The organism is Necropsobacter rosorum, assembly GCF_964241405.1.
In the GTDB taxonomy this organism is placed as follows: Bacteria; Pseudomonadota; Gammaproteobacteria; order Enterobacterales; family Pasteurellaceae; genus Necropsobacter; species Necropsobacter rosorum.
The window spans coordinates 282,079-307,286 of record NZ_CAXSXF010000003.1; the positions used below are offsets into that span (position 1 = coordinate 282,079).

Consider the following 25,208-nt stretch of genomic DNA (forward strand, 5'->3'; position numbering starts at 1 on the left):
CGGTATAGTCAAAGGCGGTAAACCGCAACATTTTGATAAAAGGAGAGTTATCTATGAATATCGTTTTTCTTGATAGTACCGCCATCCCGAAACATATCCCGATTCCCCGTCCGAGCTTTGCACATCAATGGATTGAATACGAACACACCTCCGCCGCGCAAACGGTCGAGCGCGCCAAAGACGCCGATATCGTGATCACCAGTAAAGTCGTATTTAACCGCGAAACCCTACAGCAATTACCGAATTTAAAACTGATCGCTTTAACCGCGACCGGCACCAATAATATTGATCTGGCGGCGGCGAAAGCACAGGGCGTGACGGTGAAAAACGTCACCGGTTATTCCTCGGTAACGGTGCCGGAACATGTGCTGGGCTTGATTTTTGCGCTGAAACACAGCCTGATGAACTGGTACCGGGATCAACTCAGCGCCAAATGGGCTGAGTGCAAACAGTTCTGTTATTTTGACTACCCGATCACCGATGTGCGCGGCGCCACGCTGGGGATCGTCGGCAAAGGCAATTTGGGCAGCGAAATCGGGCGTCTGGCCACCGCACTTGGGATGAAAGTGATTTATGCCGAACGTAAAGATGCGATCACGATTCGCGACGGTTATCTGCCTTTTGAAACGGTATTACGCGAAGCGGACATTCTGACCCTGCATTGCCCGTTGACCGAAAGCACGACTAATCTGATTAATGCCGACACCCTCAAGCAGATGAAACCGAGCGCGTATTTAATCAACACCGGGCGCGGGCCTTTGGTGGACGAACGCGCGCTGGTCGAGGCGCTGGAAAACGGCACGATTGCCGCCGCCGCGCTGGATGTCTTGGTGCAGGAACCGCCGGCAAAAGACAATCCGCTGATTCAGGCGGCGACCCGTTTACCGAATCTGATTATTACGCCGCATATTGCCTGGGCATCCGACAGCGCGGTAACCACCTTGGTCAGTAAGGTGACGCAAAACATTGAAGAGTTTGTGGCGACAGGTAAATAAATTATCGCTATAATGGCGTCATCCGTTTCTGATACCGGCACGGACTTGGGTTCGTGCTTTTATTTTTTTAAGATAACCAATAAACCGATATGACTTTTCCTGTCTCCTTATTTATCGCCCTGCGTTATTGGCGAGCCAAAAGTGCGGATCGTTTCGGGCGGCTGGTGACCAATCTTGCCGCCTGTGGCATTATACTCGGTGTGATGGCGCTGATTATTGTACTTTCCGTGATGAACGGTCTGGAAAAACATCAAAAACAACAGGTTCTCGCTACCATTGCGCACGCCATAGTGATGCCCGCTGAAGATCGACTGAACCTTGAAGATACGCCGCCGGCGCTGCCGGATTTCGTATCAAAAGCGGTGCCGATTAATACCACCGGCGTGATTTTGCAGACGGCGAAAGGCGTCAGTGCCGGACAGGCCATCGGTATTCGTGCTTTTTCCGACGACCGCCTACTGGATGAACTGGCGCCGCAGCAGTTTGAACAGCTGCTGCCTGCCGGCGGTTTTAAACTGATTATCGGCTCCGTGCTGGCGCACAAATTGCAGCTGCAAATCGGCGATAAAGTGCGCTTTATGATCACCGAAAACAGCCGCTACACGCCGTTCGGACGGGTGCCGGTACAACGTTTGTTTACGGTCAGCGACATTTATTTTTCCAATGCGGAGAGCGCCGATTACGCCGTGTTCGCCAATTTGAGCGATATCGGCCGTTTAATGCGCATTCAGCCGCAACAGGTGCAAGGCTATCGTCTGTTTCTTGATGATCCGTTCCGAATTACCGAATTATCCGCCTATTTTCCTGCACAACAATGGAAAATCGACGACTGGCGCAGCCAGAAAGGCGAATTTTTTCAGGCGGTCAGAATGGAAAAAAACATGATGGGCTTATTAATCAGCCTGATTATCGTAGTGGCGATATCCAACATTATCACCTCGCTGAGTTTAATGGTGGTGGATAAACAGGGCGAAATTGCGATTTTGCAAACGCAGGGGCTGCGTAAAGCGCAGGTGCGGCGGATTTTTATCGCGCAGGGCTTATTCGTCGGGCTTAGCGGCACCTTGTTCGGGACATTGCTCGGCATGGCGGCGACGTTAAATCTGGATCGCCTGATTAATGTAATCAACCCGCAGGGGATTTTTTTGCCGACGGAAACCGACGGCGTACAGATTGCGCTGGTCGTCGGCTTTTCTTTGCTGCTGTCACTGCTTTCCACGTTATATCCCGCTTACCGCGCGGCACAGGTGGAGCCGGCGCAGGCATTGCGCTATGAATAGTGCGCATATGCACAAAAGTGCGGTGTTTTTTTTATCTTTTTTTATTTAACGCAATAGAATTTAAGCTATGCCAAATCACGAAATGTTATTACATTGTCAACACGTCAGCAAAGATTATCAGGAAGGTGCGATCCGCACTCAGGTCTTAAAAGACGTGAGTTTTTCCATGCAGTCCGGCGAGCTGGTGGCGATTGTCGGCAGTTCCGGTTCGGGTAAAAGCACGTTGCTGCATACCTTGGGCGGGCTGGATCAGCCAAGCGGCGGCGAGGTGTTTATCCGCGGACAGTCTTTACAGCGCGCCAGCGCCGACGAACTGGCGCGGTTGCGCAACCGACAGCTGGGGTTTGTGTATCAGTTCCATCATTTGATGGCGGATTTCAGCGCATTGGAAAATGTGATGATGCCGATGCTGATCGGACGACAGAACAAAACGGAAGCCCGCGATCGGGCGGAAAACATGTTGGCGGCGGTCGGATTGTCGCACCGCGTGACGCATCGTCCTTCGGCGTTATCGGGCGGCGAACGGCAACGGGTGGCGATAGCCCGCGCGCTGGTTAATCACCCGGCGTTGGTGCTGGCCGATGAGCCTACCGGCAATCTGGATCGCAAAACCACGGAAAGCATTTTTGATCTGATCCGACAGTTAAACGAAGAACAGCAGATCGCTTTTTTACTGGTTACCCATGATCTGAATTTAGCCCGCAAACTGTCCCGCTGTCTGCTCATGCAAGACGGCGTACTGAGCGGAGCGCAGGTATGAATACGCCTTTTTTTATCAGCTGGCGCTATCAGCGTACCAAGCAGCAAAACCGTTTGGTTTCGCTGATTTCGCTGTTTTCCGGTATCGGCATTGCGTTGGGCGTGGCGGTGCTGATTGTCGGCCTAAGCGCGATGAACGGTTTTGAGCGGGAGCTGAATAACCGGATTCTGGCGGTGGTGCCGCATGTGGAAATCCGCGCTTATCCGGGGCAGGGCGACAGTGAAACGCTTGATCATTGGCAAAATCTGACCGCACTTTTAGCGCAGGATGCGCAAATCAGCGCCGTGTCGCCGTTTGTCGGATTTACCGCGTTGGTGGAAAACGGCGCCAAGCTGAAAGTGGTTCAGGTGAAAGGGGTGGAAAAAACGGCGCAGGATCAGGTCAGCGCGCTGGGAAAATTTGTGCTGGATGACGGTTGGCAGCGGTTTGAGCAGAACGGCGGTTTGATTCTCGGCGCTGCGATTGCCCGCGAGCTGGCGGTTGAGCCCGGCGATTGGGTGACTCTGCTGGTGTCTTCGCCCGGTAACGGCGAGGATTTCAGCCAACCGGTACGGCATCGGATGCAGGTCAGCGGTATTCTGCGTCTGGACGGGCAGCTTGATCACAGTTATGCGCTGATGCCGCTGGCGCAGGCGCAGACATTTCTGGGCTATCGGTCGGATCAGGTCAGCGGCGTGGAATTAAAAGTTAACGCGCCTTTTGCGGTTCAGCAGCTGGATTATGCCGTATTGCAGCATTATCCGCAGATGCTGAATGTGCAGAACTGGATTGCTAAATTCGGCTATATGTACCGCGATATTCAGCTGATCCGCACCGTCATGTATATTGCCATGGTGCTGGTGATCGGTGTCGCCTGTTTTAATATTGTTTCAACCCTGATTATGGCGGTGAAGGACAAGCAGGGCGACATCGCCATTATGCGCACGCTGGGCGCCGACAACGCATTTATCAAACGGATTTTTATTTGGTACGGCTTGCAGGCCGGGATGAAAGGTTGCCTGAGCGGCATTGTTTTAGGTATAGTACTGGCGCTGAATCTGACGACTTTGATTGAGGGCATTGAATGGCTGCTGGGCAGAAAACTGCTGTCGGACGGGGTGTATTTTGTGGACTTTTTACCGAGCGAACTGCACTGGCAGGATGTGGTTATCGTGCTGATTGCCGCATTAATCCTCAGCCTTATCGCAAGTCTGTACCCTGCCGGCCGTGCCGCGAAGCTACAACCCGCACAAGTTTTGAGCGGTCATTAAGGCAACGATTGAATATTTTTTTAAACTAGTTTACTAGTACAAAAATACATGTTACATTGACACCCATTATTTACGGTGTGATGATTTCTTCCGGAAAGCAAAATAAACGGGCGCTTGCAACGCCCGCTAATAAATTAAGAGAGTGATGTATGACGACAAAAAATAAAAACCATATCCGTATCGCCAATGACGATACCCGAATTGCCAAAATAGAGCAGGTATTACCGCCGATCGCGCTGCTGGAAAAATACCCGGCAAGCGAAACTGCGGTCAAAACCGTAAAAAATGCCCGCCGGCAGGCACACAATATTATCCACGGGCAGGATGATCGCCTGCTGGTGATTATCGGCCCTTGTTCCATTCATGATCCGAAATCCGCGCTGGAATACGCCCGGCGGATTAGAGCGATGCGCGAAAAATATCGCGATACGCTGGAAATTATCATGCGCGTTTATTTTGAAAAGCCGCGTACCACCGTGGGTTGGAAAGGCTTGATTAACGATCCGTATCTGGATCACAGTTATGCGCTGAATGACGGCTTGCGCATCGCCCGCAAACTGCTTTCCGATATTAATGATCTTGAAGTGCCGACCGCAGGGGAATTTTTGGATATGATTACCCCTCAGTATATTGCCGATTTTATGAGCTGGGGAGCAATCGGCGCCAGAACCACCGAATCGCAGGTTCACCGTGAACTGGCATCCGGCCTGTCCTGCGCGGTGGGATTTAAAAACGCCACCAATGGCGGTGTGCGTATTGCGCTGGATGCGATCGGGGCGGCGGAAGCACCGCACTATTTCCTTTCCGTTACCAAATTCGGCCATTCCGCCATTGTGTCCACCAAGGGCAATGAAGACGGCCATATTATTTTGCGCGGCGGCGATAAAGGGCCGAATTACAGCGCCGAGGATGTGCGCATCGTGTGCGATAATATTGCCAAGAGCGGTCGGATTCCGCATGTGATGATCGATTTCAGCCATGCCAATAGCTATAAACAATTCAAAAAGCAATTGGACGTTTGTCAGGAAGTCTGCCGTCAGGTTGCCGGCGGTTCGACCCGGATTTTCGGCGTAATGGTGGAAAGCCATTTGGTCGAAGGCCGTCAGGAGTTGGAGGACGGCAAAGCGTTGGTGTACGGCCAAAGCGTGACCGACGCCTGTATCGGCTGGGAAGACAGCGAGCAGGTCTTGCAGGATTTATCCGATGCCGTGGTGGCACGCCGCCGTGTTACGGGTTAATATGCCGTACTGTGCGCTCAACGGGTTTTGCCTCATAAGCGTAAAAAACGTTTAAAAAAACCACCGCACTTTTGTGCGGATTTTATCTCAAAGCGGGTCAGTTTCCCCGCTTTTTCTGTTTGTTACGGCGGGTACAAATCGCGCCGCCATATCATTTTGCCCTTTATTTTTATCCGCGTTTTTCTGTGCTTTTCGCTTAAACCGCCGTTGGATTTGGTATATCATATACAGCAATTTTTGGTATCGGATAACATAGATTAATATGGCACAACAACACGCTCAGTCCCAACGTACTCAAGCGAGAGATAATCAAGTGGCGCAGGTGAGCATTCCGCCTCATTCCATCGAAGCGGAACAGGCCGTGTTAGGCGGTATTTTATTAAGCAACAGCCACTGGGATGCCGTTGCCGAGCGGATTATCGCAGAGGATTTTTATACCTTCCAGCACCGGCTGATCTTTCAGGAAATGGCCGATCTGGTGCGCCGCAATCAACCGGTGGATTTGCTGACGATTGATGAAGCGCTGAAAAATAAAGGCGTGACCGATGAAGTCGGCGGGTTCGCCTATTTGGCGGAACTTTCCAATAATACACCCAGTGCGGCGAATATTATCGCTTATGCGGATATTGTGCGCGAAAAGGCGATTTTGCGCGAACTTATCGCCGCCGGTAATAAAATCGCAAAAATCAGTTATACGCCGAAAGGGCAGGATGTAAAAGCCATTCTGGACGAGGCGGAACGGGAAGTGTTCGCCATTGCGGAAAAACGCACCACCGCCAGTGAAGGCCCGCAGAATATTATTGATATTCTGGAAGCGACGGTGGATAAAATCGAAACCCTGAGCCTGAATAAAAATCATAACGGGATCACCGGCGTGACCACCGGATTTATTGATTTGGATAAGAAAACCGCCGGTTTGCAGCCTTCCGACCTGATTATCGTGGCGGCGCGCCCGTCGATGGGAAAAACCACCTTTGCGATGAATCTGTGTGAAAACGCCGCACTGGCCAGCGAGAAGCCGGTGCTGGTGTTCAGTCTTGAAATGCCTGCCGAGCAAATTATGATGCGTACTATCGCCTCCCTTTCGCGCGTTGATCAGACCAAAATCCGTACCGGGCAAGGGCTGGATGAAAGCGACTGGTCAAAAATCGGCAGTACGCTCGGCATCTTTAAACAAAAACCGAATCTGTTTATCGACGATTCCTCCGGACTGACACCGACGGAACTGCGCTCCCGCGCCAGACGGGTTTATCGCGAAAATAAAGGGCTGAGCCTGATTATGGTGGATTATTTACAGTTGATGCGTGCGCCGGGATTTGCCGATAACCGCACGTTGGAAATTGCCGAGATTTCCCGCTCGTTGAAAGCGCTGGCGAAAGAACTGGAAGTGCCGGTGATTGCATTGTCGCAGCTGAACCGAACGCTGGAAAACCGCGCGGATAAACGCCCGGTGAACTCGGATTTGCGCGAATCCGGATCCATTGAGCAGGATGCGGATTTGATTATGTTTATTTACCGTGATGAAGTCTATAACGACAATTCCGATGATAAAGGCATTGCCGAGATCATTATCGGTAAACAGCGTAACGGCCCGATCGGCAGAGTGCGGTTAAAATTTCAGGGACAATATTCGCGCTTTGACAATTTAAAAGAACAACCGGAATATATGGATGAGTATTAAGCCTATGATGCACATGAAACCGGCGACGGCAAAAATCAGTTCCGTCGCATTAAAACACAATATCCAGACAATTAAACAAAAAGCACCGCACAGTAAAGTGATCGCCGTGGTGAAAGCCAATGCTTACGGCCATGGTGTGGTGTTTGTTTCCGCTGCGCTGGAGGCCATGGTGGACTGTTTCGGCGTTGCGCGTCTGGAAGAAGCCTTAAGCCTGCGTTCCAACGGTATTATTAAACCGATTCTGTTGCTGGAAGGCTTTTTTTCGGAAAAAGATTTGCCGGTTATCGCAGTCAATAACATTCAAACCATTGTGCATAATCAGGAACAGCTTGATGCCCTGCAACGGGCGCAGGTGCCGAATAAAATCAAAGTGTGGTTGAAAATCGACACCGGCATGCACCGGCTGGGCGTGCGGCTGGATCAGGTGGATGACTTTTACCGGCAGCTGAAACATTGCGCCGCGGTGGACGATAATATCGGCTTTGTCAGCCATTTCAGCCGCGCAGACGAATTGCAGTGCGATTATACCCGTAAACAACTGGCGGATTTTTTACGCATCACGCAGGATAAAAACGGTGAGCGCAGCATTGCCGCTTCCGGCGGGGTGTTATTCTGGCCGGATTCCCATCTGGACTGGATTCGGCCGGGCATTATTATGTACGGCATTTCACCGAATAACACGCCGAGCAGCGAATACGGCTTAACGCCGGTGATGACGCTGACCTCGTCGCTGATCGCGGTGCGTGATCATAAACAGGGCGAGCCGGTAGGCTATGGCGGAAAATGGATCAGCCAACGGGATACCAAAATCGGTGTGATCGCTATCGGTTACGGCGACGGTTATCCGCGTGATATGCCGATGGGAACGCCGGTATATCTTAACGGACGCCGGGTGCCGATTGTGGGTAAAGTTTCCATGGATATGCTGACGGTGGATCTCGGTGCCGACAGCCGGGATCAGGTCGGCGATGAAGTGATTCTGTGGGGCAAGGAACTGCCTATCGAAGAAATTGCGGAAATCAGCGGCGTTTTGAGTTATGAATTAATTACAAAACTCACTCCGCGGGTTTTGACCGAATATATTGATTAAGTGCGCCGGCACACAGGGCGGCGAAGGTAAATAAACCTTCCTCCTGTGATGTCCTCCTCAACTTTAAAATCAATAGAGGAGTTATAGCGCCGATTAATTGATTATATTATTTTCAATAATTAACATGAAAAGGAAATACCATGAAAAATATCAATCCGACGACGACTAAGGCGTGGCAGGCCTTACAGCAGCATAAAGCTGATTTTGCCGCAACCACCATTCAGCAGCTTTTTGCACAGGAACCGGATCGTTTCGCGCAGTATTCATTAACCTTTCACGACGACATGTTAGTGGATTTTTCCAAAAATAATCTTAATCAGCAAACCTTGCGTTTATTGCGCCAGCTAGCCGACGAATGTGCGCTGTCCGAGGCGGTGGAAGCCATGTTCAGCGGCGAGAAAATCAACCGCACCGAAAATCGCGCGGTATTGCACACCGCACTGCGTAATCGTTCCAACACGCCTGTGCTGGTGGACGGCAAAGATGTGATGCCGGAAGTCAACGCCGTACTGGCGAAAATGAAATCATTCTGTGAACGGGTGATTTCCGGCGAATGGAAGGGTTATACCGGCAAAGCGATCACCGATGTGATCAATATCGGCATCGGCGGTTCGGATTTGGGCCCTTATATGGTGACCGAAGCCCTGCGCCCGTATAAAAATCATTTGACCATGCACTTCGTGTCGAATGTGGACGGCACTCATATCGCCGAAACCCTGAAAAAAGTCAATCCGGAAACCACGCTGGTACTGGTGGCGTCCAAAACCTTTACCACGCAGGAAACCATGACCAACGCCATGTCCGCGCGCGACTGGTTCTTAGCCGCCGCGAAAGACCAAGCCCATGTGGCGAAACATTTTGCCGCGTTATCCACGAATGCCGAAGAAGTGGCGAAATTCGGGATCGATACCGCCAATATGTTTGAATTCTGGGATTGGGTCGGCGGCCGTTATTCTTTGTGGTCGGCGATCGGTTTGTCTATTGCGCTGTCCGTCGGATTCGAGCATTTCGAAGCCTTATTAAGCGGGGCGCACGAAATGGATAAACATTTCCGCACCACGCCGATTGAGAAAAACATTCCGGCAACCTTAGCGCTGGTGGGATTATGGAACACCAATTTCCTCGGCGCACAAACCGAAGCGATTTTGCCGTATGATCAGTATCTGCACCGTTTTGCCGCCTATTTCCAGCAAGGCAATATGGAATCCAACGGCAAATATGTAGCGCGTGATGGGAACGCCGTCGATTATCAGACCGGCCCGATTATTTGGGGTGAACCGGGAACCAACGGTCAGCATGCGTTCTATCAGCTGATTCATCAGGGCACCACTTTAATTCCTTGCGATTTTATTGCGCCGGCGCAAAGCCATAATCCGCTGTCCGATCATCACAGTAAACTGCTGTCCAACTTCTTTGCGCAGACCGAGGCGCTGGCGTTCGGTAAAAGCAAGCAGGAAGTGGAAGCGGAGTTTGTCAAAGCGGGTAAAGCGTTAGATGATGTAAAAGATATCGTGCCGTTTAAGGTGTTTACCGGCAATAAACCGACCAACTCGATTTTGCTGCAGAAAATTACGCCGTTCAGTCTGGGAGCGTTAATCGCTATGTATGAGCATAAAATTTTCGTACAGGGCGTGATTTTCAATATTTTCAGTTTCGACCAATGGGGCGTTGAACTGGGTAAACAGCTGGCTAACCGCATTCTGCCGGAACTGGCGGACGACAGCCAAATCAGCAGCCACGACAGTTCCACCAACGGGTTGATCAATCAGTTTAAAGTCTGGCGCTAAAAGTGCGGTCGGTTTTGGCTTAGTTTTTACCCCTGACGCCAATCACAACGGGCATTTCTCCGACGAAATGCCCGTTTTTTATGGAAAATTTGCAGCCGCCGGTTTGGCATTAAACGGATTTAACTTTATACATGCAGAACGCGCTGACCAATAAAATCAACAGCGAAAAATAAAACACCGTGTTGTAATGCCAGAATTGCGTCACCAGCCCGGCGATCGGGCCGCCGATAATCCAGCTGCCTTTTGCCGCATTGCTGAATAGGGTGGTCGCCGCGCCCATTTGTGCCGGCATCAGATCCTGAAAATACACCATGCCGATTGTGGCGACGATACCGATAAACACCGCATTCAGCCCCTGCAAGGCGATAAACTGCCAAGGTTGTACGGCGAATAATAACCCCAGATAAAACAGCATGCCGGCGAAAAGTGCGGTGAATATCAGCTGTTTTTTGGTAAAAAATCGGCTCAGATAACCGGCGAGCAACATAACCGGAATTTCCAGCCCCGCAGCGGTGCCCATTAAAATTCCCGCCAGCTCCTGCGCCAGCTGCAACTGGTGAATCAGATATAACGGCATATTGATAAAATACATACTGTTACACACCAACATCAGCAGACAGGCGCTAAATAAAAAGGCGGTGCTTTTACGATTGGCGCGCGGCGCGTCAGTAATTTCGCGGCTGGACAGCGCTGTGTTGCGGGGGATTTTCGGCAGTAAACAGGCAGTCGCCGCCGCACACAGCAGAAACGCCAGCCCGGCCAGCAGATACATATAACTGAAGCCCCAGTGCAGGGCAATGGCAAAGGATAACGGCGGGCCGATAACCCAAGCAAGGGAAATCTGGGTTCGCATCACGGTGGTGAACATTACGCTTTCCCGTTTCATGCTTTCGCTGTATTCGCGGGCAAAGGCGAACGATTGCGGATTGGCGGCGGAACCTAAGCCTAAAAGGGTGGTTCCCAGTAGTATCAAAATATAATAATTGCGGCAGTAGGCAAAAATCAGGCAGCCGAAAATGGCAATCAGACAACAGGTCATTATGACTTTGCGCCGATCCTGTCGGGTGTCCGAATATTTTGCCACCAGCTGACTTAACAGTATGCCGATAACGGCGTTGACGGAATAAAAGATGCCCACCATTAACGGCGGCGCCTGAATTTCCTGCGATAAAAACAGGCTGAGGGTCGGTTGCTGAAAAGCGGAAGCGATACCGGTCAGAAAGGCGATCAATAAAAACGTAAAGATAACCGTATTGGCCGGTTTTTGTGGTTCGGGTGTCAGCATAAATGCAATCTGTTAAGACGGAAATGACGCTATTTTACACCGTTGTGTCAAAAAAGTGCGGTCAATAATCGGAATATTTTCGCAGCGTGGCAAATCAACAGGCGACCGCAGTCGCCCGTTGAGCTGCTTGCCGGCTTAACCGATCACCGGCGGCAGATAACCCGCCTGGATTAAAAACGGCACGTTCATAATCAGTAAGCCCAGCAATAGCGCGATAAGCAAGCTGAGGTTGCCGCCGATGACGCGATAGCGCAGATCGGGATATAATTTTCGCATGCGCCATGCCAGACCGACCGGCAGCACCAAACCATAAAAGGTGAACATTTGGCCGGCATATCCCAGCGCGGCGACGAAACCGTCCGGATAGAACAGCGCGAATGCCAGCGGCGGGATAAAGGTTAACACGCCCAGACCGAGGCGCCCTGCGCGGATGTTGACGCGTTTTAACAGATCATCCAGACAATCGAATAAAGACAGCGCCACACCGAGGAATGAGGTGATTAATGCCAGCGTGGAAAAGGTGCGCACGGCACCGCTGATCAGCGGGCTTTCCGTTACATGGTAAGTGGCGTTGACCAATCCGTTTAAGGTCGGATCGGTATTAATAATTTGGACGAATTGCGATTGCGGAAACACGCCGTGGGTCGCCATTTGCCATAAAATATAGGCGACTAACGGAATAGCCGTGCCGCCGATAATGGCAATGCGCAGCCGGCGGATATCACCGTCCAGATAACTGTTGATACTCGGAATGATAACGTGGAAGCCGAACGAGGTAAAAAATACCGGGCTGGCGGAAATAATCAGGAAGTCTTTTAACGGCATCGCCATCAGATGCGCTGAACTGACCCGCGGTAGCATCATACTTAATACCAACACGAACGCCACCAGTTTGATCATAAACAGTAAGCGGGTCAGCGCATCCACCGCGCCGGTGCTGATCACAATGAAAACGCCTAATATGACGGTGAACAGCACAATGGAAATCGGCGTGGCATGCTCGCCTAAAAACGGCAGCACGCCGGCTAATAGCGACCCGCCGCCGGTTACATAGGCGGACAGAATGGCGTACATAAAAATAACCAGCGATAAGGTGGCGAGAATGCGTCCCGCCATACCGAAATATTGCTCCGCCAGCGTGGCGATACCGGCATCTTTGCGTTCGGCTTTCTGATAAACCTCAACGAATAACAGTGCGCTGTAAGACAGTAAAATCCACAGCGCGAACAGCAACAGCAAGGTATAAGTAAATCCCATTTCCGCCGAGGTCAGCGGCATTGCCAGCATACCCGCGCCGATGGTGGTGCCGGCAACAAGCAGAGCGCTGCCGAAAGTTTTATTTCGCATAAACGGATTATCCTTATTGAATGTAAAAAAAGTGCGGTCATTCTAGCGTAAATTTCTGGGATTGTAATTATATTTTTACGCTGCGTTTTTATTTATTTACAATTTTGCTATGGCGTTGTATTTACAGGGTTTGTTATCCCGATGCGCTTTTCCCGAAACCCCCTGCGTTTATTGGGTCGGCGAGAGTGCGGAGGCCGGAAAGAAACAGGCGGCGGGGAATTGCAGGATTGTGTTACTCTGCCCCTATTTTTGTGATAAAATCCCCAACCGATTTCTCATGCATAATTAATTTTAGGAAAGACTATGAAAGTATTGGAAGGCGTTGTTGCGGCACCGAACGCAAAGATTGCAGTGGTGATCGCCCGTTTTAACAGTTTTATTAATGAAAGCCTGCTGGAAGGCGCGGTGGATGCGCTGAAACGGGTCGGTCAGGTGAAAGACGAAAATATTACCTTAGTTCGCGCACCGGGCGCTTATGAACTGCCGCTGGTGGCGCGCCGTCTGGCAGAAAGTAAAAAATACGATGCGATTGTGGCGTTGGGAACGGTGATTCGCGGCGGCACGGCGCATTTCGAATATGTGGCGGGCGAAGCGAGCAGCGGTTTAGGTCAGGTGGCGATGCAGGCGGAAATTCCGGTGGCGTTCGGGGTGTTGACCACGGAAAATATCGAACAGGCTATCGAACGCGCCGGTACCAAAGCGGGCAATAAAGGGGCGGAAGCCGCGCTGGTCGCACTGGAAATGGTAAATTTATTGGCACAGATTGAAGCGGCGTAATCTATGAGTGAACAGCTAAAAAAAATCTCGCCGCGCCGCAGAGCAAGAGAATGTGCGGTTCAGGCCTTATATTCCTGGTATGTGTCGCAGAATCCGGCGGAAACCGTTGAATTGGCCTTTGTCACCGATCAGGATATGAAAGGGGTGGATCTGCCGTATTTCCGTAAACTGTTCCGGCAAACCGTGGAGCATATTGATGCCGTCGAAACGACGCTGCGTCCTTATCTGGATCGTGATATCGGCGAGCTGGATCCGATCGAACGCGCCATTCTGCGTTTGGCGGTGTATGAATTACAGTTTGAACCGGACGTGCCGTATAAAGTTGCTATCAATGAAGCGATTGAAGTGGCGAAAGTCTTCGGCGCAGACGACAGTCATAAATATGTGAATGGCGTATTGGATAAAATTGCGCCGGCGTTATCTCGTAAATAATTGATGTCAAGGGGAAAGCTGTATGAGCGAGGGTGAGTTTGATATTATTCAACGGTATTTCACTGCGTCGAAAAGGCTTCCCCGTAAAGACGTTATCGTTTCGGTCGGCGATGATTGCGCCATTACTGAGCACCGCCAGAATCAGCGCATTGCCGTAACCACCGACACCATGGTGGAAAATACCCATTTCCTGCCCGATATCAGCGCCGCCGATCTCGCCTATAAGGCCGCCGCAACGAATTTAAGCGATTTAGCCGCCATGGGCGCCGAACCGGCCTGGTTTTCGTTGGCATTGACCTTGCCCCGTGTTGATCATCAGTGGTTGAGCGAATTCAGCCACAGTTTTTTTACGGTGCTGGATCACTATAATGTGGATTTAATCGGCGGCGATACCACTCAGGGAGCGCTGCACGTCATTACGATCACCGCGCAGGGGATTGTGCCGAAAGGTAAAGCCTTATGCCGTCACAGCGCCAGACCCGGCGACTGGATTTATGTGTCCGGTTCTTTAGGCGACAGTGCCGCAGGGTTGGCTTTATTGCTGCAGGGCAAACATGCGGCAGATGCGTCGCTGAGTGCGGATCAGCAATATCTTATCCGGCGTCATTTGCGCCCGACGCCCCGCGTGTTGCTGGGGTTTGAGCTGGCGGTATCTTCACTGGCAAATGCGGCGATCGACATTTCCGACGGTTTTATTGCCGATTTGGGGCATATTCTGCAGCGTAGCCAATGCGGTGCGGTGATTCACTTGGATAAACTGCCGTTATCCGAACCCTTAATACATGAATTCGGCCGCGCGCAGGCCGAGCAGTTTGCGCTGAGCGGCGGGGAAGATTACGAACTGTGCTTTACCGTTTCCGATCTCAACCGGGCGAAACTGGAACGGGCTTTGATGCACATCGGCGTAGCTTATACCTGTGTGGGGCAAATCCGCTCGCTGGGGGCGCATAATAAAAACCGTATTTATTTTCAGCGTTACGGCAAACCGGCGGATGCGGCAAATACCGCCGGTTTTGAACATTTTCGTTAGGACAGTGCGATGCAAGCGCAAAATGATCCGTTAAAACGGATAAAATTATACCATCCCGTTCATTTCTTTGCGTTGGGATTCGGCTCCGGCTTAATGCGCCCGGCACCGGGAACCTGGGGAACGCTTGCCGGCACGATTGTCGGCGGCTTACTGCTGCAATATTTAACGCTGAATACTTTTCTGATTTTGACCGCACTTTGTTTCGTGGTCGGCTGCTATTTATGCCGCAAAACCTCACAGGATATGGGCGTGCATGATCACGGCGCGATTGTGTGGGATGAGTTTGTCGGGATTTTTATCGTGTTATCCGCCTTGCCTCAGCTTACGCCGTTCTGGTATGTTGCCGCCTTTTTGATCTTTCGTTTTTTCGATATTGTTAAGCCTTATCCTATTCGCTATTTCGATCAAAAACTGGAAAGCGGATTCGGTATCATGATTGACGATGTGTTGGCCGCGCTTTACAGTGTGGTGCTGATTAAAATTATCGCATTTTTTGTATAGGTTCCCTATGTTTACCATCTTGCTGGTCAACCTTGCCGGGTTATTAAGCCCGGGGCCCGATTTTTTCTACGTCAGCCGTAAAGCGGCAAGCGATACCAAAAATAACGCCATTGCCGCCGCTTTCGGCATCAGCCTCGGTATTTTTATCTGGGCGACTATCGTCATTTTCGGCTTATCCCTGATAAGCCGCACGCATAACCTTATTCAGTATATTATTATGTGTTTGGGTGGCAGCTATCTTATCTATTGCGGGATTAAACTGCTGAAAGTGACGGCAAACACCAAGTTGCAGGCCGTCCATCCGCTGCGTGAAGCAAAAAGTGCTATCCGCCGGGAAATCGGTAAGGGACTGATGATTAATCTGAGCAATGCCAAAGCGATTGTGTTTTTCACCAGCGTGTTATCCGGTTTTATGAGCGGTATTGCCGATCCGGCTACCATCATTGCCGTTATTTTGCTGCTGACGCTGGAAACTTTCTTCTATTTCAGCATGATCGCATTTTTATTTTCACGCAATATGGTGCGGCGTTTTTATACCGAATATAATCGTTATATTGATAATTTTGCCGGATTGGTTTTTCTGCTGTTCGGCGGCGAACTGATTTATACCGGCATTAGCGCGATAATTAACACAACATCTTAAACGATAAGGAAAAAACTATGACATTACAAATTGCAGTGGCAGGCGCCGGCGGCCGTATGGGGCGCCAATTGATTCAGGCGATTCAGACCGCAGACGGCGTTTGCCTCGGTGCGGCGTTTGAACGTCCGGGTTCATCATTAATCGGTACCGATGCGGGCGAGCTGGCGGGTGTCGGCGCGTTGGGCGTTAAGGTTTCAGACGATCTGTCCGCACAAAAAGACCATTTTGATGTGTTCATTGATTTTACCCGTCCCGAAGGCACATTGGAGCATCTCCGATTCTGTGTTGCGCACGGGAAAAAAATGATTATCGGCACCACCGGTTTTAATGACGCAGGCAAACAGGACATCCGGCAGGCCGCACAACAAACCGCCATTGTGTTTGCCTCCAATTTCAGTGTCGGCGTCAATCTGGTATTTAAATTGCTGGAAAAAGCGGCGAAAGTAATGGGGGATTATTGTGATATCGAAATTATTGAAGCTCATCACCGTCACAAAGTGGATGCCCCGTCCGGCACGGCATTATCCATGGGCGAACATATCGCCAAAACGCTGGGACGCGATTTAAAAACACAGGGCGTTTTCTGCCGAGACGGAATTATTGGCGAACGCAAACCGGATGAAATCGGGTTTTCAACCATCCGAGCCGGCGATGTGGTCGGCGAACACAGCGTCTGGTTTGCCGATATCGGTGAACGGGTGGAAATTTCCCATAAAGCCTCAAGCCGCATGACCTTTGCCAACGGCGCCATCCGGGCGGCAAAATGGATTGCCGCACAAGACAAGGGATTATTCGACATGACGGACGTGCTGAGTCTGAATAATTTATAGGCTGTAGCGCGACAGTTTTCACACCACATTCACTTTTATAACTTTCCCGACCTCATGATCGCACTGAAAGTGCGGTCATTTTTTTTGCCGTTTTTATAATTCGATTTCCAAATCCTCTTCCACCCGACAGCAGCAGAGCAGGATTTCATCCGGATTTAAAAAGGCAAGGGGCGTTTCTTTATAGGAGACCTTGCCTTTTCGCATCTTCACCCGACAAGACCCGCAATACCCGCTGCGGCATTGATATTCATGACGAACGCCGTGTTGCTCCAGCCGGTTGAGCAGCGGAATGTCATTGTCATGTTCAATAATTCGGTTACTGTGTAATAAATGAATTTTCATTATTTAAGCGTTGAGATAACGTAAAATTGCCCGGAAGAACATTCATTATAATGACCGTTAAATCCAGATAAAATAGGCAAGCCCGCCGATAATGGCAATACAGAATAAATTCAGCATAAACCCAACCTTCGCCATATCCGCTTGTCGCACATAACCAGTGGCGAAAACGATGGCATTCGGTGGTGTGGCAATCGGCAGCATAAATGCGCAGCTTGCGCCGCAGGCAATGATCGCGGCGAGTGCAAGCGGCGGTAAATTCATCGTTTGTGCCACTGAGATGACAATCGGAATAATCAGTGCGGCACTGGCGGTATTCGAGGTGAATTCCGTTAAGAAAATGATAAACGCACTGAGTACAAGACAGAGAATCCATAACGGTTCTTCATTGACGAATTGAACAATCGTATCCGCCATAATTTTACTGGCACCGGAATCTTTCATCACGATACTTAAGGTTAATCCGCCGCCGAATAGCATCAACACGCCCCATTCTACGCGCGCTTGAATTTCTTGCCATTTTGCTACTCCGGTAACACCGATAATCACGACAACGGTTAAGGCGATTATGCTGTCGAAACTGTCAATAGTTTTGGTTAACCCTAACAGATTGGATAACCAAGGGTTGATTAATGCGCTAAAAAGCAATATGACTGCCATAACGGCAAAAATAATGAGGGTCATAATGTTTTTTCGGTTGAATCTGACTTGTTTGATAAACGGCGAGAATTCAATGGAAAAATCCGGACGTAGGATCACCCATAAAACGAATAAGACCGACGGTAGTAATAACAGCATAACAGGAAAACCATAGCCTAGCCATTCAGTAAAGCTAATCGGGAGTTGCGACGCTAAAATCGCGTTCGGCGCACTGCCGACCAGAGTGCCTATTCCGCCTATGCTGGCGCAAAACGCCATTCCTAATAGGACGAAAGTGTAAAGACGTGAGTGTTTTTCCGCATCCACACCTTTTAACATACCGACGGTTAACGGCAGCATCATTGCGGCAACAGCGGTATTGTTAATCCACATGGATAAAAAAGTGGTGACGCCGAATAAATAGGCAACAGAACGCTTAAGGCTGCCTTTGGCCAACTGTATGATGTAATTGGCGATGATTTTATCCAACTGTTGAATCTGCAAAACTGCGGCGATCACGAATCCGCCGAAGAACATATAAATGATTGGTGTGGCAAACGGCGAGAGAGCCTGTTCGGTGTCGATTAAACCCAGGGCAACGGCTAACACCGGTACCATTAACGATGTGACGGTAATGTTGAACGCTTCTGTCAGCCATAGGATTGCGATAAAAGCCAACAGCGCAAGACCACGGTTTTCCTGCGGTGAAAACGGAAGTGTATGGAGCAACGCCAGCAGCAGGACGAAATCGATAGCCAGAATAATAAAACGTTTGTACTGTGAAAAGAATGAGGGTTTAGTTTGCATAATAGATATTCTCCATAGGTTTTCTTCTATCTATTAGCATGATTTGAATTTTACTGAAACAAATTTTTAACAATTTATATAAAAAGTTTTAAATTTATTGGTTATAAGAAGAGCAGAATCACAAAAAGTGCGGTGAAATTTTCAAACATTTTTAAAACGTTTAAAAAAAACACCGTACTTTTTATCAACCGGTCTTACAGATCAAAATCGCCGAAATCGTTGGTATCGACTTTGGAATCAATCTGACCGACGAGGTAGGAGCTGACTTCCACTTCCTGCGGCGCAACCTGTACGTTATCGGAAACCAGCCACGCATTGATCCACGGAATCGGGTTGGAGCGCGCCTGAAACGGCAGCGGAAGACCGACCGCCTGCATGCGGATATTGGTGATGTATTCCACATATTGCACCAGAATATCCTTATTCAGACCGATCATCGAGCCGTCTTTAAACAGATAATCCGCCCAGGCCTTTTCCTGTTCGGCCGCAGCGACGAATAGATCGTAGGCTTCCTGTTTGCATTCTTCGGCGATTTCCGCCATTTCCGGATCGTCCTGACCGGCGGCCATAATATTCAGAATATGCTGTGTGCCGGTTAAATGCAGGGCTTCGTCGCGGGCGATAAATTTAATGATCTTGGCATTGCCTTCCATCAGCTGACGTTCGGCAAAGGCAAATGAACAGGCGAAAGACACATAGAAACGAATCGCTTCCAGCGCATTGACGCTCATTAAACAGAGGTAAAGCTGTTTTTTCAGATTGCGCAGGGTGACGACGCAGTCTTTTCCGTCCACGCGGTATGTGCCTTCGCCGTATAAACCGTATAACTGACTGTCGCGGATCAAATCGTCGTAATAAGCGGAAATATCCTTCGCACGCTTGATGATTTCTTCATTGGTGACGATATCGTCGAATACCACCGAAGGATCATTGACGATATTGCGGATAATGTGGGTATAAGAGCGGGAATGAATCGTTTCTGAAAACGTCCAGGTTTCAATCCAGGTTTCCAGCTCAGGAATGGACACCAGTGGCAGCAATGCCACATTCGGACTGCGCCCCTGAATGGAATCAAGCAGGGTTTGATATTTCAGGTTGCTGATAAATATATGTTTTTCATGTTCCGGCAACGCAGCATAATCAATACGATCCTGCGATACGTCCACCTCCTCCGGACGCCAGAAGAAAGACAGTTGTTTTTCAATAAGTTTCTCAAAAGTCTCATATTTTTGCTGATCATAACGCGCAACATTCACATTCTGACCGAAAAACATCGGCTCTTTTAGTTGATCGTTTTTGGTTTGGGAAAAGGTGGTATATGCCATAAAAAATACCTTTATTTGCAGTTAAGAATGGTTTGTATTTTATCATGAAAATTGCTTTATGTAATAACAAGAGGGAATAGACGGATTTTATGTTGATTAGGTTTTAATTTATGGCTACGAGTGGGTAGCCAGACGAACAGACTGGATTTTCGCCTTCAAGAAATTAAAGTTTCAACTCTCGGCTGCGCGTAGGTAGCCAGCTTTCTCGATTGCGAATCTCGAAAAAGTCGTAGTTGTTTCAACTCTCGGCTACATGTAGGTAGCCGGACCTAAATCAAAGTTAAACGCATCAGCCGGAATAAGTTTCAACTCTCGGCTGCGCGTAGGTAGCCGGCACCACCTGGAAACGCGTATCCGTGCGGAAAAGCTGTTTCAACTCTCGGCTACGCGTAGGTAGCCGGTGTATTAGGTGGCCTGGCACAAAATAAATTTACCGTTTCAACTCTCGGCTACGCGTAGGTAGCCGGTCGCCGTTAGTCGTACCAAATCCCGCACTCGCTTGTTTCAACTCTCGGCTGCGCATAGGTAGCCGGTATACGCCGTAAAATTCGGAGACGCCCACGGCGGCGTTTCAACTCTTGGCTGCGCATAGGTAGCCGGGATAGATTTCACGCTGCGATTATCCGGTATCGACGTTTCAACTCTCGGCTGCGCATAGGTAGCCGGATCCAATTTAAAGTCAACGGCTTGCACCGAAAACGTTTCAACTCTCGGCTGCGCATAGGTAGCCGGGATTGAACAAAATTTCCGTCATATAAGTATGCTTGTTTCAACTCTCGGCTGCGCATAGGTAGCCGGCACTTAGTGGGCTGAATAATGTGTTTTAAACAAGGTTTCAACTCTCGGCTGCGCATAGGTAGCCGGGGGATGTACGACCGACAATGGTTTTCGGCACGGTGTTTCAACTCTCGGCTGCGCATAGGTAGCCGGGTCAGCAAATCATACAATTGTGGGTTAGCACGTTGTTTCAACTCTCGGCTACGCGTAGGTAGCCGGAGAGGGATTTTTAACCGCAAGATTTGAAGATGTTGTTTCAACTCTCGGCTACGCGTAGGTAGCCGGATATACACATGGCGCTTGCATTTATAAAGGACGCGTTTCAACTCTCGGCTACGCGTAGGTAGCCGGTACAAGGCGAGAAAGCTCCAACAGCACAAACAGTGTTTCAACTCACAGCTACGCGTAGGTAGCCGGCAGGGCACGCCCCATCATAAACATGGCTTTGCCGTTTCAACTCACAGCTACGCGTAGGTAGCCGGGACGTTGGTCTAACACGCGATTTAACAACCGCTCGTTTCAACTCTCAGCTACGCGTAGGTAGCCGGCAAATAAAAGCTGCCATAATTTAGTCCTTGTTGATGTTTCAACTCTCAGCTACGCGTAGGTAGCCGGCTGAAAAACGCAATATAAAGCCTATACAGGCGTGTTTCAACTCTCAGCTACGCGTAGGTAGCCGGGCAACGGATACTTGTTACCGTTGTATTGAAAAACGTTTCAACTCTCAGCTACGCGTAGGTAGCCGGAAGTGCTTAAGCGCGTAATACTGTTATTAGGTGGTGTTTCAACTCTCAGCTACGCGTAGGTAGCCGGCATTTAGCATTTCTTCTCTTTTAGCATGATTATTATGTTTCAACTCTCAGCTACGCGTAGGTAGCCGGCGGCTGCAAGCGCATTTTCTAATAATTGATACACTGTTTCAACTCTCAGCTACGCGTAGGTAGCCGGATATTTAGCAGATCCGATAGCAATAATTTATTGCCGTTTCAACTCTCAGCTACGCGTAGGTAGCCGGTTTCAGAGGTAGTGCCTGCTGTTTGTAGAGATGAGGTTTCAACTCTCAGCTACGCGTAGGTAGCCGGAATCTATACTCATCTCATTTCACTCAAAGATCCAGTTTCAACTCTCAGCTACGCGTAGGTAGCCGGCCCTATACTGGTGATACATTAGACCTTTGTTATTTAGTTTCAACTCTCAGCTACGCGTAGGTAGCCGGGTGGGTACACCGTGCCACCCTGTTATGGTGAATGGGTTTCAACTCTCAGCTACGCGTAGGTAGCCGGGTACAGTCGCCAAACGCCGACAACCATCCGTCTTTGTTTCAACTCTCAGCTACGCGTAGGTAGCCGGCAACTGCTGCCGAACCACCTCATCTGGCGACAGGCGGTTTCAACTCTCAGCTACGCGTAGGTAGCCGGAAACTTTTCGCCCAGCAAGCTGATATTTTGTAACGTTTCAACTCTCAGCTACGCGTAGGTAGCCGGGCCGGGCGCGGGCAAAAAACCTTCTTGTACATTGTTTCAACTCTCAGCTACGCGTAGGTAGCCGGATATATTAGACTTTTTGGACTTTTAGACCTCGCAAGTTTCAACTCTCAGCTACGCGTAGGTAGCCGGTATAATATACTTACTTTTAAAACAAGAGGAGTTTGTTTCAACTCTCAGCTACGCGTAGGTAGCCGGCAAACGGTTTGAAGCGGGCATTACAAAAATTATCGTGTTTCAACTCTCAGCTACGCGTAGGTAGCCGGCTTATTGATTCTAAAGCGATGTCCACGATGTCCACGTTTCAACTCTCAGCTACGCGTAGGTAGCCGGCTATCGACACTAACCGAGACGCCACCAGCCACTCAAGTTTCAACTCTCAGCTACGCGTAGGTAGCCGGCCCAGTTCATGTGCTGCAGCAATTTGCTCAGGTGTGTTTCAACTCTCGGCTACGCGTAGGTAGCCGGAAGCGTGTATCAATAATTTCGGTATAAGATTGCCAGTTTCAACTCTCGGCTACGCGTAGGTAGCCGGGTTAAAATCAGCACTTGCGTGATGATGTATAGATAGTTTCAACTCTCGGCTACGCATAGGTAGCCGGACAGGGTTATCTGGCTCCGGTGCAAATTCGTATTTGTTTCAACTCACAGCTACGCATAGGTAGCCGGAGGCGATAAATCCCCAAATCAACATAAATACAGCCGTTTCAACTCACAGCTACGCATAGGTAGCCGGACCCTTCGCCATGGGCACAATGAGGTGCGGGCATGAGTTTCAACTCACAGCTACGCATAGGTAGCCGGGTTCGAGAATATCGTCAAATTATACGAATACATTGTTTCAACTCACAGCTACGCATAGGTAGCCGGTTGTATTAGGTGGCCTGGCACAAAATAAATTTACTGTTTCAACTCACAGCTACGCATAGGTAGCCGGCTTTTGTAAATACGGTTTAATCGCTAAAATCACTGTTTCAACTCACAGCTACGCATAGGTAGCCGGTCCACCTGCCGATAAATATAGTTTTTTCCGTTTGTTTCAACTCACAGCTACGCATAGGTAGCCGGATTGCAATGCTGACAATTTTTTACAAATAACCACGTTTCAACTCACAGCTACGCATAGGTAGCCGGTCGGTTCGCTGATGGGACTGCTCGGCGGTTTTGCCGCGTTTCAACTCACAGCTACGCATAGGTAGCCGGGGCGGCATTTATACCTATGCACGCGAAGGATTCGGTTTCAACTCACAGCTACGCATAGGTAGCCGGAGCTCAGTGAGCGGCCGCATTTAATCGGTCAGGTTTCAACTCACAGCTACGCATAGGTAGCCGGTTGTTCGTTGCGGCTGCTAAGCAGAGAAACGAACCAGGTTTCAACTCACAGCTACGCATAGGTAGCCGGTGCCTTTTTGAGAAAGGGCGAGGGGAGTGGTTTGAAAAGCCGGAATTCGCTGATCTTTAACAAAAAGACAAGAAGCAAGTATAACATAGCATTATTTATGTTATACGAATAAGTTAAGTATCTAATTTGTTAAAGAAACATGGAATCGCTAATCTAAGAGGATTTTATGTGAACCAACGGTTAGCGATCAGATAATTAATATATCTTTAAAAATATCCGGAGCGGGTTTGGCGCCGTGATGTTCGACTTTATTCCGCCATTTACTGCCTAAGTGATAGAACCTTAAACTATCTGATTCGGGGTCATAGGTTTCCAACAGTTTCTGTTTTAGTTTTACCCATTGATCAGGTGTTACATCACATTCGAATACGGAGTATTGTGCCCTAACACCATAGTCTAAACAATACTTTGCTATACGACGTAAGCGGCGCTGTCCTTCGGGATCTTCAAATGATATATCATAAGTAATTAACATCAGCATAATTTTATCTCATTAAAAAAGGTGGATATTCCGCCAGATCGCCACGCAGATGCCGCGCTAATAGCATTGCCTGAATATGCGGCAGTAAACCGATTTCAACGTCTTCCTGTAAAAAGGGATGAATAATTTTTTCCTGTTTTTTCATTTGCAAGGTTTGGAATATAAGTTTACGCAGTTCCGGCTTAAGGCTTACGGCACCACTCGCTTCAATCGTAAAATCCCGTGGTTTGACTTGACCGCGATTAATTAAACTCAGCACCATACGATCAATCCACCAGGCCCGAAATTCCTCAAGAATATCTTGCGCCAGACTGTCTCTTCCCGGACGATCCGCGTGCAGAAAACCGACCTGCGGATCCAGACCGACACTTTGCAGAGCACCACTGATGTCTTTACCTACTATGCTATACAAGAAGGACAATAAGGCGTTAATGCCGTCACGCGGCGGGCGGCGGTTACGTCCGTCAAAAGTAAATTCGCTATTTTCAGTAAGTAAGTTCCGGAATACGCCGAAATAACGCGATGCGGCCTCGCCTTCAATACCTCGGATTAATGCCAGATTTTCAGCTTTTTTTAATTGTTGCAAACTGATATTTAAAGCCACAACAGCCGATTGCACGGATTGATGCTCGCCGTGATTGCGCAGCCGTCGCTGTAGCACCCGCTTGCTTGACTGAATCTTCGCCGCAATAATATGCCGCGCGATCGGCACCGGATTTTGTTCCGATAGCCGGTATTGCGCCCGGCGCAGCAATACATTGCCGCTTTGGCGTCCCTGTAAGCGTCCTAAATAACGGCCGTTTTCAGTAAAAAATGCCAGATTGACGTTATTCTCGCCACAAAACCCCATCAAAAACGGCGACACCAGCACATTGCCGAAACAGAAAATATGCCCGATGGAATGCACCGGCAACTGCGCCACCTTTTTGCGTTCCTGTTCCACCACCAGCGTTTCCCGCTCCTTATGCAGATAACTGCCTTGCGTGGTGATATACAGCGTATTTTGCAGCTTGCGCATAGTTGAAAAA

General features: G+C 49.4%; 21 protein-coding genes and 1 CRISPR repeat array. Of the genes, 14 read left to right on the top strand and 7 right to left on the bottom strand.

Annotated elements, in window-relative coordinates; all coding sequences use genetic code 11:
* Positions 1-53: 53 nt before the first annotated feature.
* From ACESOH_RS07855 to pgi, 8 genes are all read left to right on the top strand, one after another.
* Positions 54-995 carry a 2-hydroxyacid dehydrogenase gene (locus ACESOH_RS07855; RefSeq protein WP_373100622.1) on the top strand — a complete coding sequence of 314 codons (942 nt, stop codon included), beginning with the start codon at positions 54-56 and terminating at the stop codon, positions 993-995.
* Positions 996-1,084: 89 nt separating this feature from the next.
* Positions 1,085-2,275, top strand: coding sequence for a lipoprotein-releasing ABC transporter permease subunit (locus tag ACESOH_RS07860; RefSeq protein ID WP_373100623.1), 1,191 nt, complete (start codon positions 1,085-1,087; stop codon positions 2,273-2,275).
* An 82-nt stretch (positions 2,276-2,357) separates the two neighbouring features.
* Positions 2,358-3,035, top strand: coding sequence for a lipoprotein-releasing ABC transporter ATP-binding protein LolD (lolD, locus tag ACESOH_RS07865; RefSeq protein WP_373100624.1), 678 nt, complete (start codon positions 2,358-2,360; stop codon positions 3,033-3,035).
* Positions 3,032-4,285: a lipoprotein-releasing ABC transporter permease subunit LolE gene (gene lolE, locus ACESOH_RS07870; RefSeq protein ID WP_373100625.1), complete on the top strand. Its 1,254-nt coding sequence runs from the start codon at positions 3,032-3,034 to the stop codon at positions 4,283-4,285. Before lolD ends, lolE begins: the two co-directional genes overlap by 4 nt.
* 149 nt (positions 4,286-4,434) lie before the next feature.
* Positions 4,435-5,523: a 3-deoxy-7-phosphoheptulonate synthase AroG gene (gene aroG, locus ACESOH_RS07875; RefSeq protein ID WP_373100626.1), complete on the top strand. Its 1,089-nt coding sequence runs from the start codon at positions 4,435-4,437 to the stop codon at positions 5,521-5,523.
* A 262-nt stretch (positions 5,524-5,785) separates the two neighbouring features.
* Positions 5,786-7,204, top strand: a complete 1,419-nt coding sequence (locus ACESOH_RS07880) for a replicative DNA helicase (protein ID WP_373100627.1) — start codon at positions 5,786-5,788, stop codon at positions 7,202-7,204.
* A gap of 13 nt (positions 7,205-7,217) precedes the next feature.
* Positions 7,218-8,294, top strand: a complete 1,077-nt coding sequence (alr, locus tag ACESOH_RS07885; RefSeq protein ID WP_373100683.1) for an alanine racemase — start codon at positions 7,218-7,220, stop codon at positions 8,292-8,294.
* 140 nt (positions 8,295-8,434) lie between these two features.
* Positions 8,435-10,081, top strand: a complete 1,647-nt coding sequence (pgi, locus tag ACESOH_RS07890) for a glucose-6-phosphate isomerase (protein WP_373100628.1) — start codon at positions 8,435-8,437, stop codon at positions 10,079-10,081.
* Positions 10,082-10,190: 109 nt separating this feature from the next.
* Here pgi and ACESOH_RS07895 read toward each other — a convergent pair whose 3' ends face one another.
* Both ACESOH_RS07895 and ACESOH_RS07900 read right to left on the bottom strand, forming a co-directional pair.
* A complete protein-coding gene (locus ACESOH_RS07895) occupies positions 10,191-11,366 on the bottom strand; it encodes an MFS transporter (protein ID WP_032091967.1) in 1,176 nt (391 codons plus the stop codon).
* 135 nt (positions 11,367-11,501) lie between these two features.
* Positions 11,502-12,713, bottom strand: coding sequence for an aromatic amino acid transport family protein (locus tag ACESOH_RS07900; protein ID WP_032091966.1), 1,212 nt, complete (start codon positions 12,711-12,713; stop codon positions 11,502-11,504).
* 303 nt (positions 12,714-13,016) lie between these two features.
* Between ACESOH_RS07900 and ribH the strand changes: the two genes are divergently transcribed.
* From ribH to dapB, 6 genes are read left to right on the top strand one after another with little or no spacing between them, the layout of a single operon-like run.
* A complete protein-coding gene (gene ribH / locus ACESOH_RS07905) occupies positions 13,017-13,490 on the top strand; it encodes a 6,7-dimethyl-8-ribityllumazine synthase (protein WP_032091965.1) in 474 nt (157 codons plus the stop codon).
* A 3-nt stretch (positions 13,491-13,493) separates the two neighbouring features.
* Positions 13,494-13,922, top strand: a complete 429-nt coding sequence (gene nusB, locus ACESOH_RS07910) for a transcription antitermination factor NusB (protein WP_032091964.1) — start codon at positions 13,494-13,496, stop codon at positions 13,920-13,922.
* A gap of 22 nt (positions 13,923-13,944) precedes the next feature.
* The gene (thiL, locus tag ACESOH_RS07915) at positions 13,945-14,952 is read left to right on the top strand and encodes a thiamine-phosphate kinase (RefSeq protein ID WP_373100629.1); all 1,008 of its coding nucleotides are present in this window, start codon (positions 13,945-13,947) and stop codon (positions 14,950-14,952) included.
* Between the two features lie 9 nt (positions 14,953-14,961).
* A complete protein-coding gene (locus ACESOH_RS07920; RefSeq protein ID WP_373100630.1) occupies positions 14,962-15,453 on the top strand; it encodes a phosphatidylglycerophosphatase A family protein in 492 nt (163 codons plus the stop codon).
* Between the two features lie 7 nt (positions 15,454-15,460).
* A complete protein-coding gene (locus tag ACESOH_RS07925) occupies positions 15,461-16,096 on the top strand; it encodes a LysE family transporter (protein WP_373100631.1) in 636 nt (211 codons plus the stop codon).
* Between the two features lie 17 nt (positions 16,097-16,113).
* The gene (gene dapB / locus ACESOH_RS07930) at positions 16,114-16,926 is read left to right on the top strand and encodes a 4-hydroxy-tetrahydrodipicolinate reductase (protein ID WP_373100632.1); all 813 of its coding nucleotides are present in this window, start codon (positions 16,114-16,116) and stop codon (positions 16,924-16,926) included.
* 93 nt (positions 16,927-17,019) lie between these two features.
* Here dapB and yfaE read toward each other — a convergent pair whose 3' ends face one another.
* The 5 genes from yfaE to cas1c form a co-directional block, all read right to left on the bottom strand.
* Positions 17,020-17,268, bottom strand: coding sequence for a class I ribonucleotide reductase maintenance protein YfaE (yfaE, locus tag ACESOH_RS07935; RefSeq protein ID WP_373100633.1), 249 nt, complete (start codon positions 17,266-17,268; stop codon positions 17,020-17,022).
* A gap of 57 nt (positions 17,269-17,325) precedes the next feature.
* Complete coding sequence (locus ACESOH_RS07940) at positions 17,326-18,711, bottom strand: SLC13 family permease (RefSeq protein ID WP_373100634.1); 1,386 nt, start codon at positions 18,709-18,711, stop codon at positions 17,326-17,328.
* Between the two features lie 194 nt (positions 18,712-18,905).
* Positions 18,906-20,036 (bottom strand): class Ia ribonucleoside-diphosphate reductase subunit beta, encoded by a 1,131-nt coding sequence (gene nrdB, locus ACESOH_RS07945; protein WP_373100635.1) that lies wholly within the window; start codon positions 20,034-20,036, stop codon positions 18,906-18,908.
* 168 nt (positions 20,037-20,204) lie between these two features.
* A CRISPR array of direct repeats spans positions 20,205-23,699; the repeat unit is 32 nt; unit sequence GTTTCAACTCTCAGCTACGCGTAGGTAGCCGG.
* A gap of 187 nt (positions 23,700-23,886) precedes the next feature.
* On the bottom strand, positions 23,887-24,180 hold the full coding sequence (gene cas2 / locus ACESOH_RS07950; RefSeq protein WP_373100636.1) for a CRISPR-associated endonuclease Cas2: 294 nt from the start codon (positions 24,178-24,180) through the stop codon (positions 23,887-23,889).
* A gap of 4 nt (positions 24,181-24,184) precedes the next feature.
* Positions 24,185-25,198: a type I-C CRISPR-associated endonuclease Cas1c gene (gene cas1c, locus ACESOH_RS07955; protein ID WP_373100637.1), complete on the bottom strand. Its 1,014-nt coding sequence runs from the start codon at positions 25,196-25,198 to the stop codon at positions 24,185-24,187.
* Between the last annotated feature and the right edge of the window lie 10 nt (positions 25,199-25,208).

What these genes read in the sequence shown, in the direction of transcription:
- nrdB (WP_373100635.1), bottom strand. Translation starts at nt 20,036, where the DNA reads ATGGCATATACCACCTTTTCCCAAACCAAAAACGATCAACTAAAAGAG.
- ACESOH_RS07855 (WP_373100622.1), top strand. Translation starts at nt 54, where the DNA reads ATGAATATCGTTTTTCTTGATAGTACCGCCATCCCGAAACATATCCCG.
- lolE (WP_373100625.1), top strand. Translation starts at nt 3,032, where the DNA reads ATGAATACGCCTTTTTTTATCAGCTGGCGCTATCAGCGTACCAAGCAG.
- ACESOH_RS07920 (WP_373100630.1), top strand. Translation starts at nt 14,962, where the DNA reads ATGCAAGCGCAAAATGATCCGTTAAAACGGATAAAATTATACCATCCC.
- cas2 (WP_373100636.1), bottom strand. Translation starts at nt 24,180, where the DNA reads ATGCTGATGTTAATTACTTATGATATATCATTTGAAGATCCCGAAGGA.
- ACESOH_RS07880 (WP_373100627.1), top strand. Translation starts at nt 5,786, where the DNA reads ATGGCACAACAACACGCTCAGTCCCAACGTACTCAAGCGAGAGATAAT.
- ACESOH_RS07895 (WP_032091967.1), bottom strand. Translation starts at nt 11,366, where the DNA reads ATGCTGACACCCGAACCACAAAAACCGGCCAATACGGTTATCTTTACG.
- cas1c (WP_373100637.1), bottom strand. Translation starts at nt 25,198, where the DNA reads ATGCGCAAGCTGCAAAATACGCTGTATATCACCACGCAAGGCAGTTAT.
- lolD (WP_373100624.1), top strand. Translation starts at nt 2,358, where the DNA reads ATGTTATTACATTGTCAACACGTCAGCAAAGATTATCAGGAAGGTGCG.
- ACESOH_RS07940 (WP_373100634.1), bottom strand. Translation starts at nt 18,711, where the DNA reads ATGCAAACTAAACCCTCATTCTTTTCACAGTACAAACGTTTTATTATT.
- thiL (WP_373100629.1), top strand. Translation starts at nt 13,945, where the DNA reads ATGAGCGAGGGTGAGTTTGATATTATTCAACGGTATTTCACTGCGTCG.
- ribH (WP_032091965.1), top strand. Translation starts at nt 13,017, where the DNA reads ATGAAAGTATTGGAAGGCGTTGTTGCGGCACCGAACGCAAAGATTGCA.
- ACESOH_RS07900 (WP_032091966.1), bottom strand. Translation starts at nt 12,713, where the DNA reads ATGCGAAATAAAACTTTCGGCAGCGCTCTGCTTGTTGCCGGCACCACC.
- dapB (WP_373100632.1), top strand. Translation starts at nt 16,114, where the DNA reads ATGACATTACAAATTGCAGTGGCAGGCGCCGGCGGCCGTATGGGGCGC.
- yfaE (WP_373100633.1), bottom strand. Translation starts at nt 17,268, where the DNA reads ATGAAAATTCATTTATTACACAGTAACCGAATTATTGAACATGACAAT.
- pgi (WP_373100628.1), top strand. Translation starts at nt 8,435, where the DNA reads ATGAAAAATATCAATCCGACGACGACTAAGGCGTGGCAGGCCTTACAG.
- alr (WP_373100683.1), top strand. Translation starts at nt 7,218, where the DNA reads ATGAAACCGGCGACGGCAAAAATCAGTTCCGTCGCATTAAAACACAAT.
- aroG (WP_373100626.1), top strand. Translation starts at nt 4,435, where the DNA reads ATGACGACAAAAAATAAAAACCATATCCGTATCGCCAATGACGATACC.
- ACESOH_RS07925 (WP_373100631.1), top strand. Translation starts at nt 15,461, where the DNA reads ATGTTTACCATCTTGCTGGTCAACCTTGCCGGGTTATTAAGCCCGGGG.
- nusB (WP_032091964.1), top strand. Translation starts at nt 13,494, where the DNA reads ATGAGTGAACAGCTAAAAAAAATCTCGCCGCGCCGCAGAGCAAGAGAA.
- ACESOH_RS07860 (WP_373100623.1), top strand. Translation starts at nt 1,085, where the DNA reads ATGACTTTTCCTGTCTCCTTATTTATCGCCCTGCGTTATTGGCGAGCC.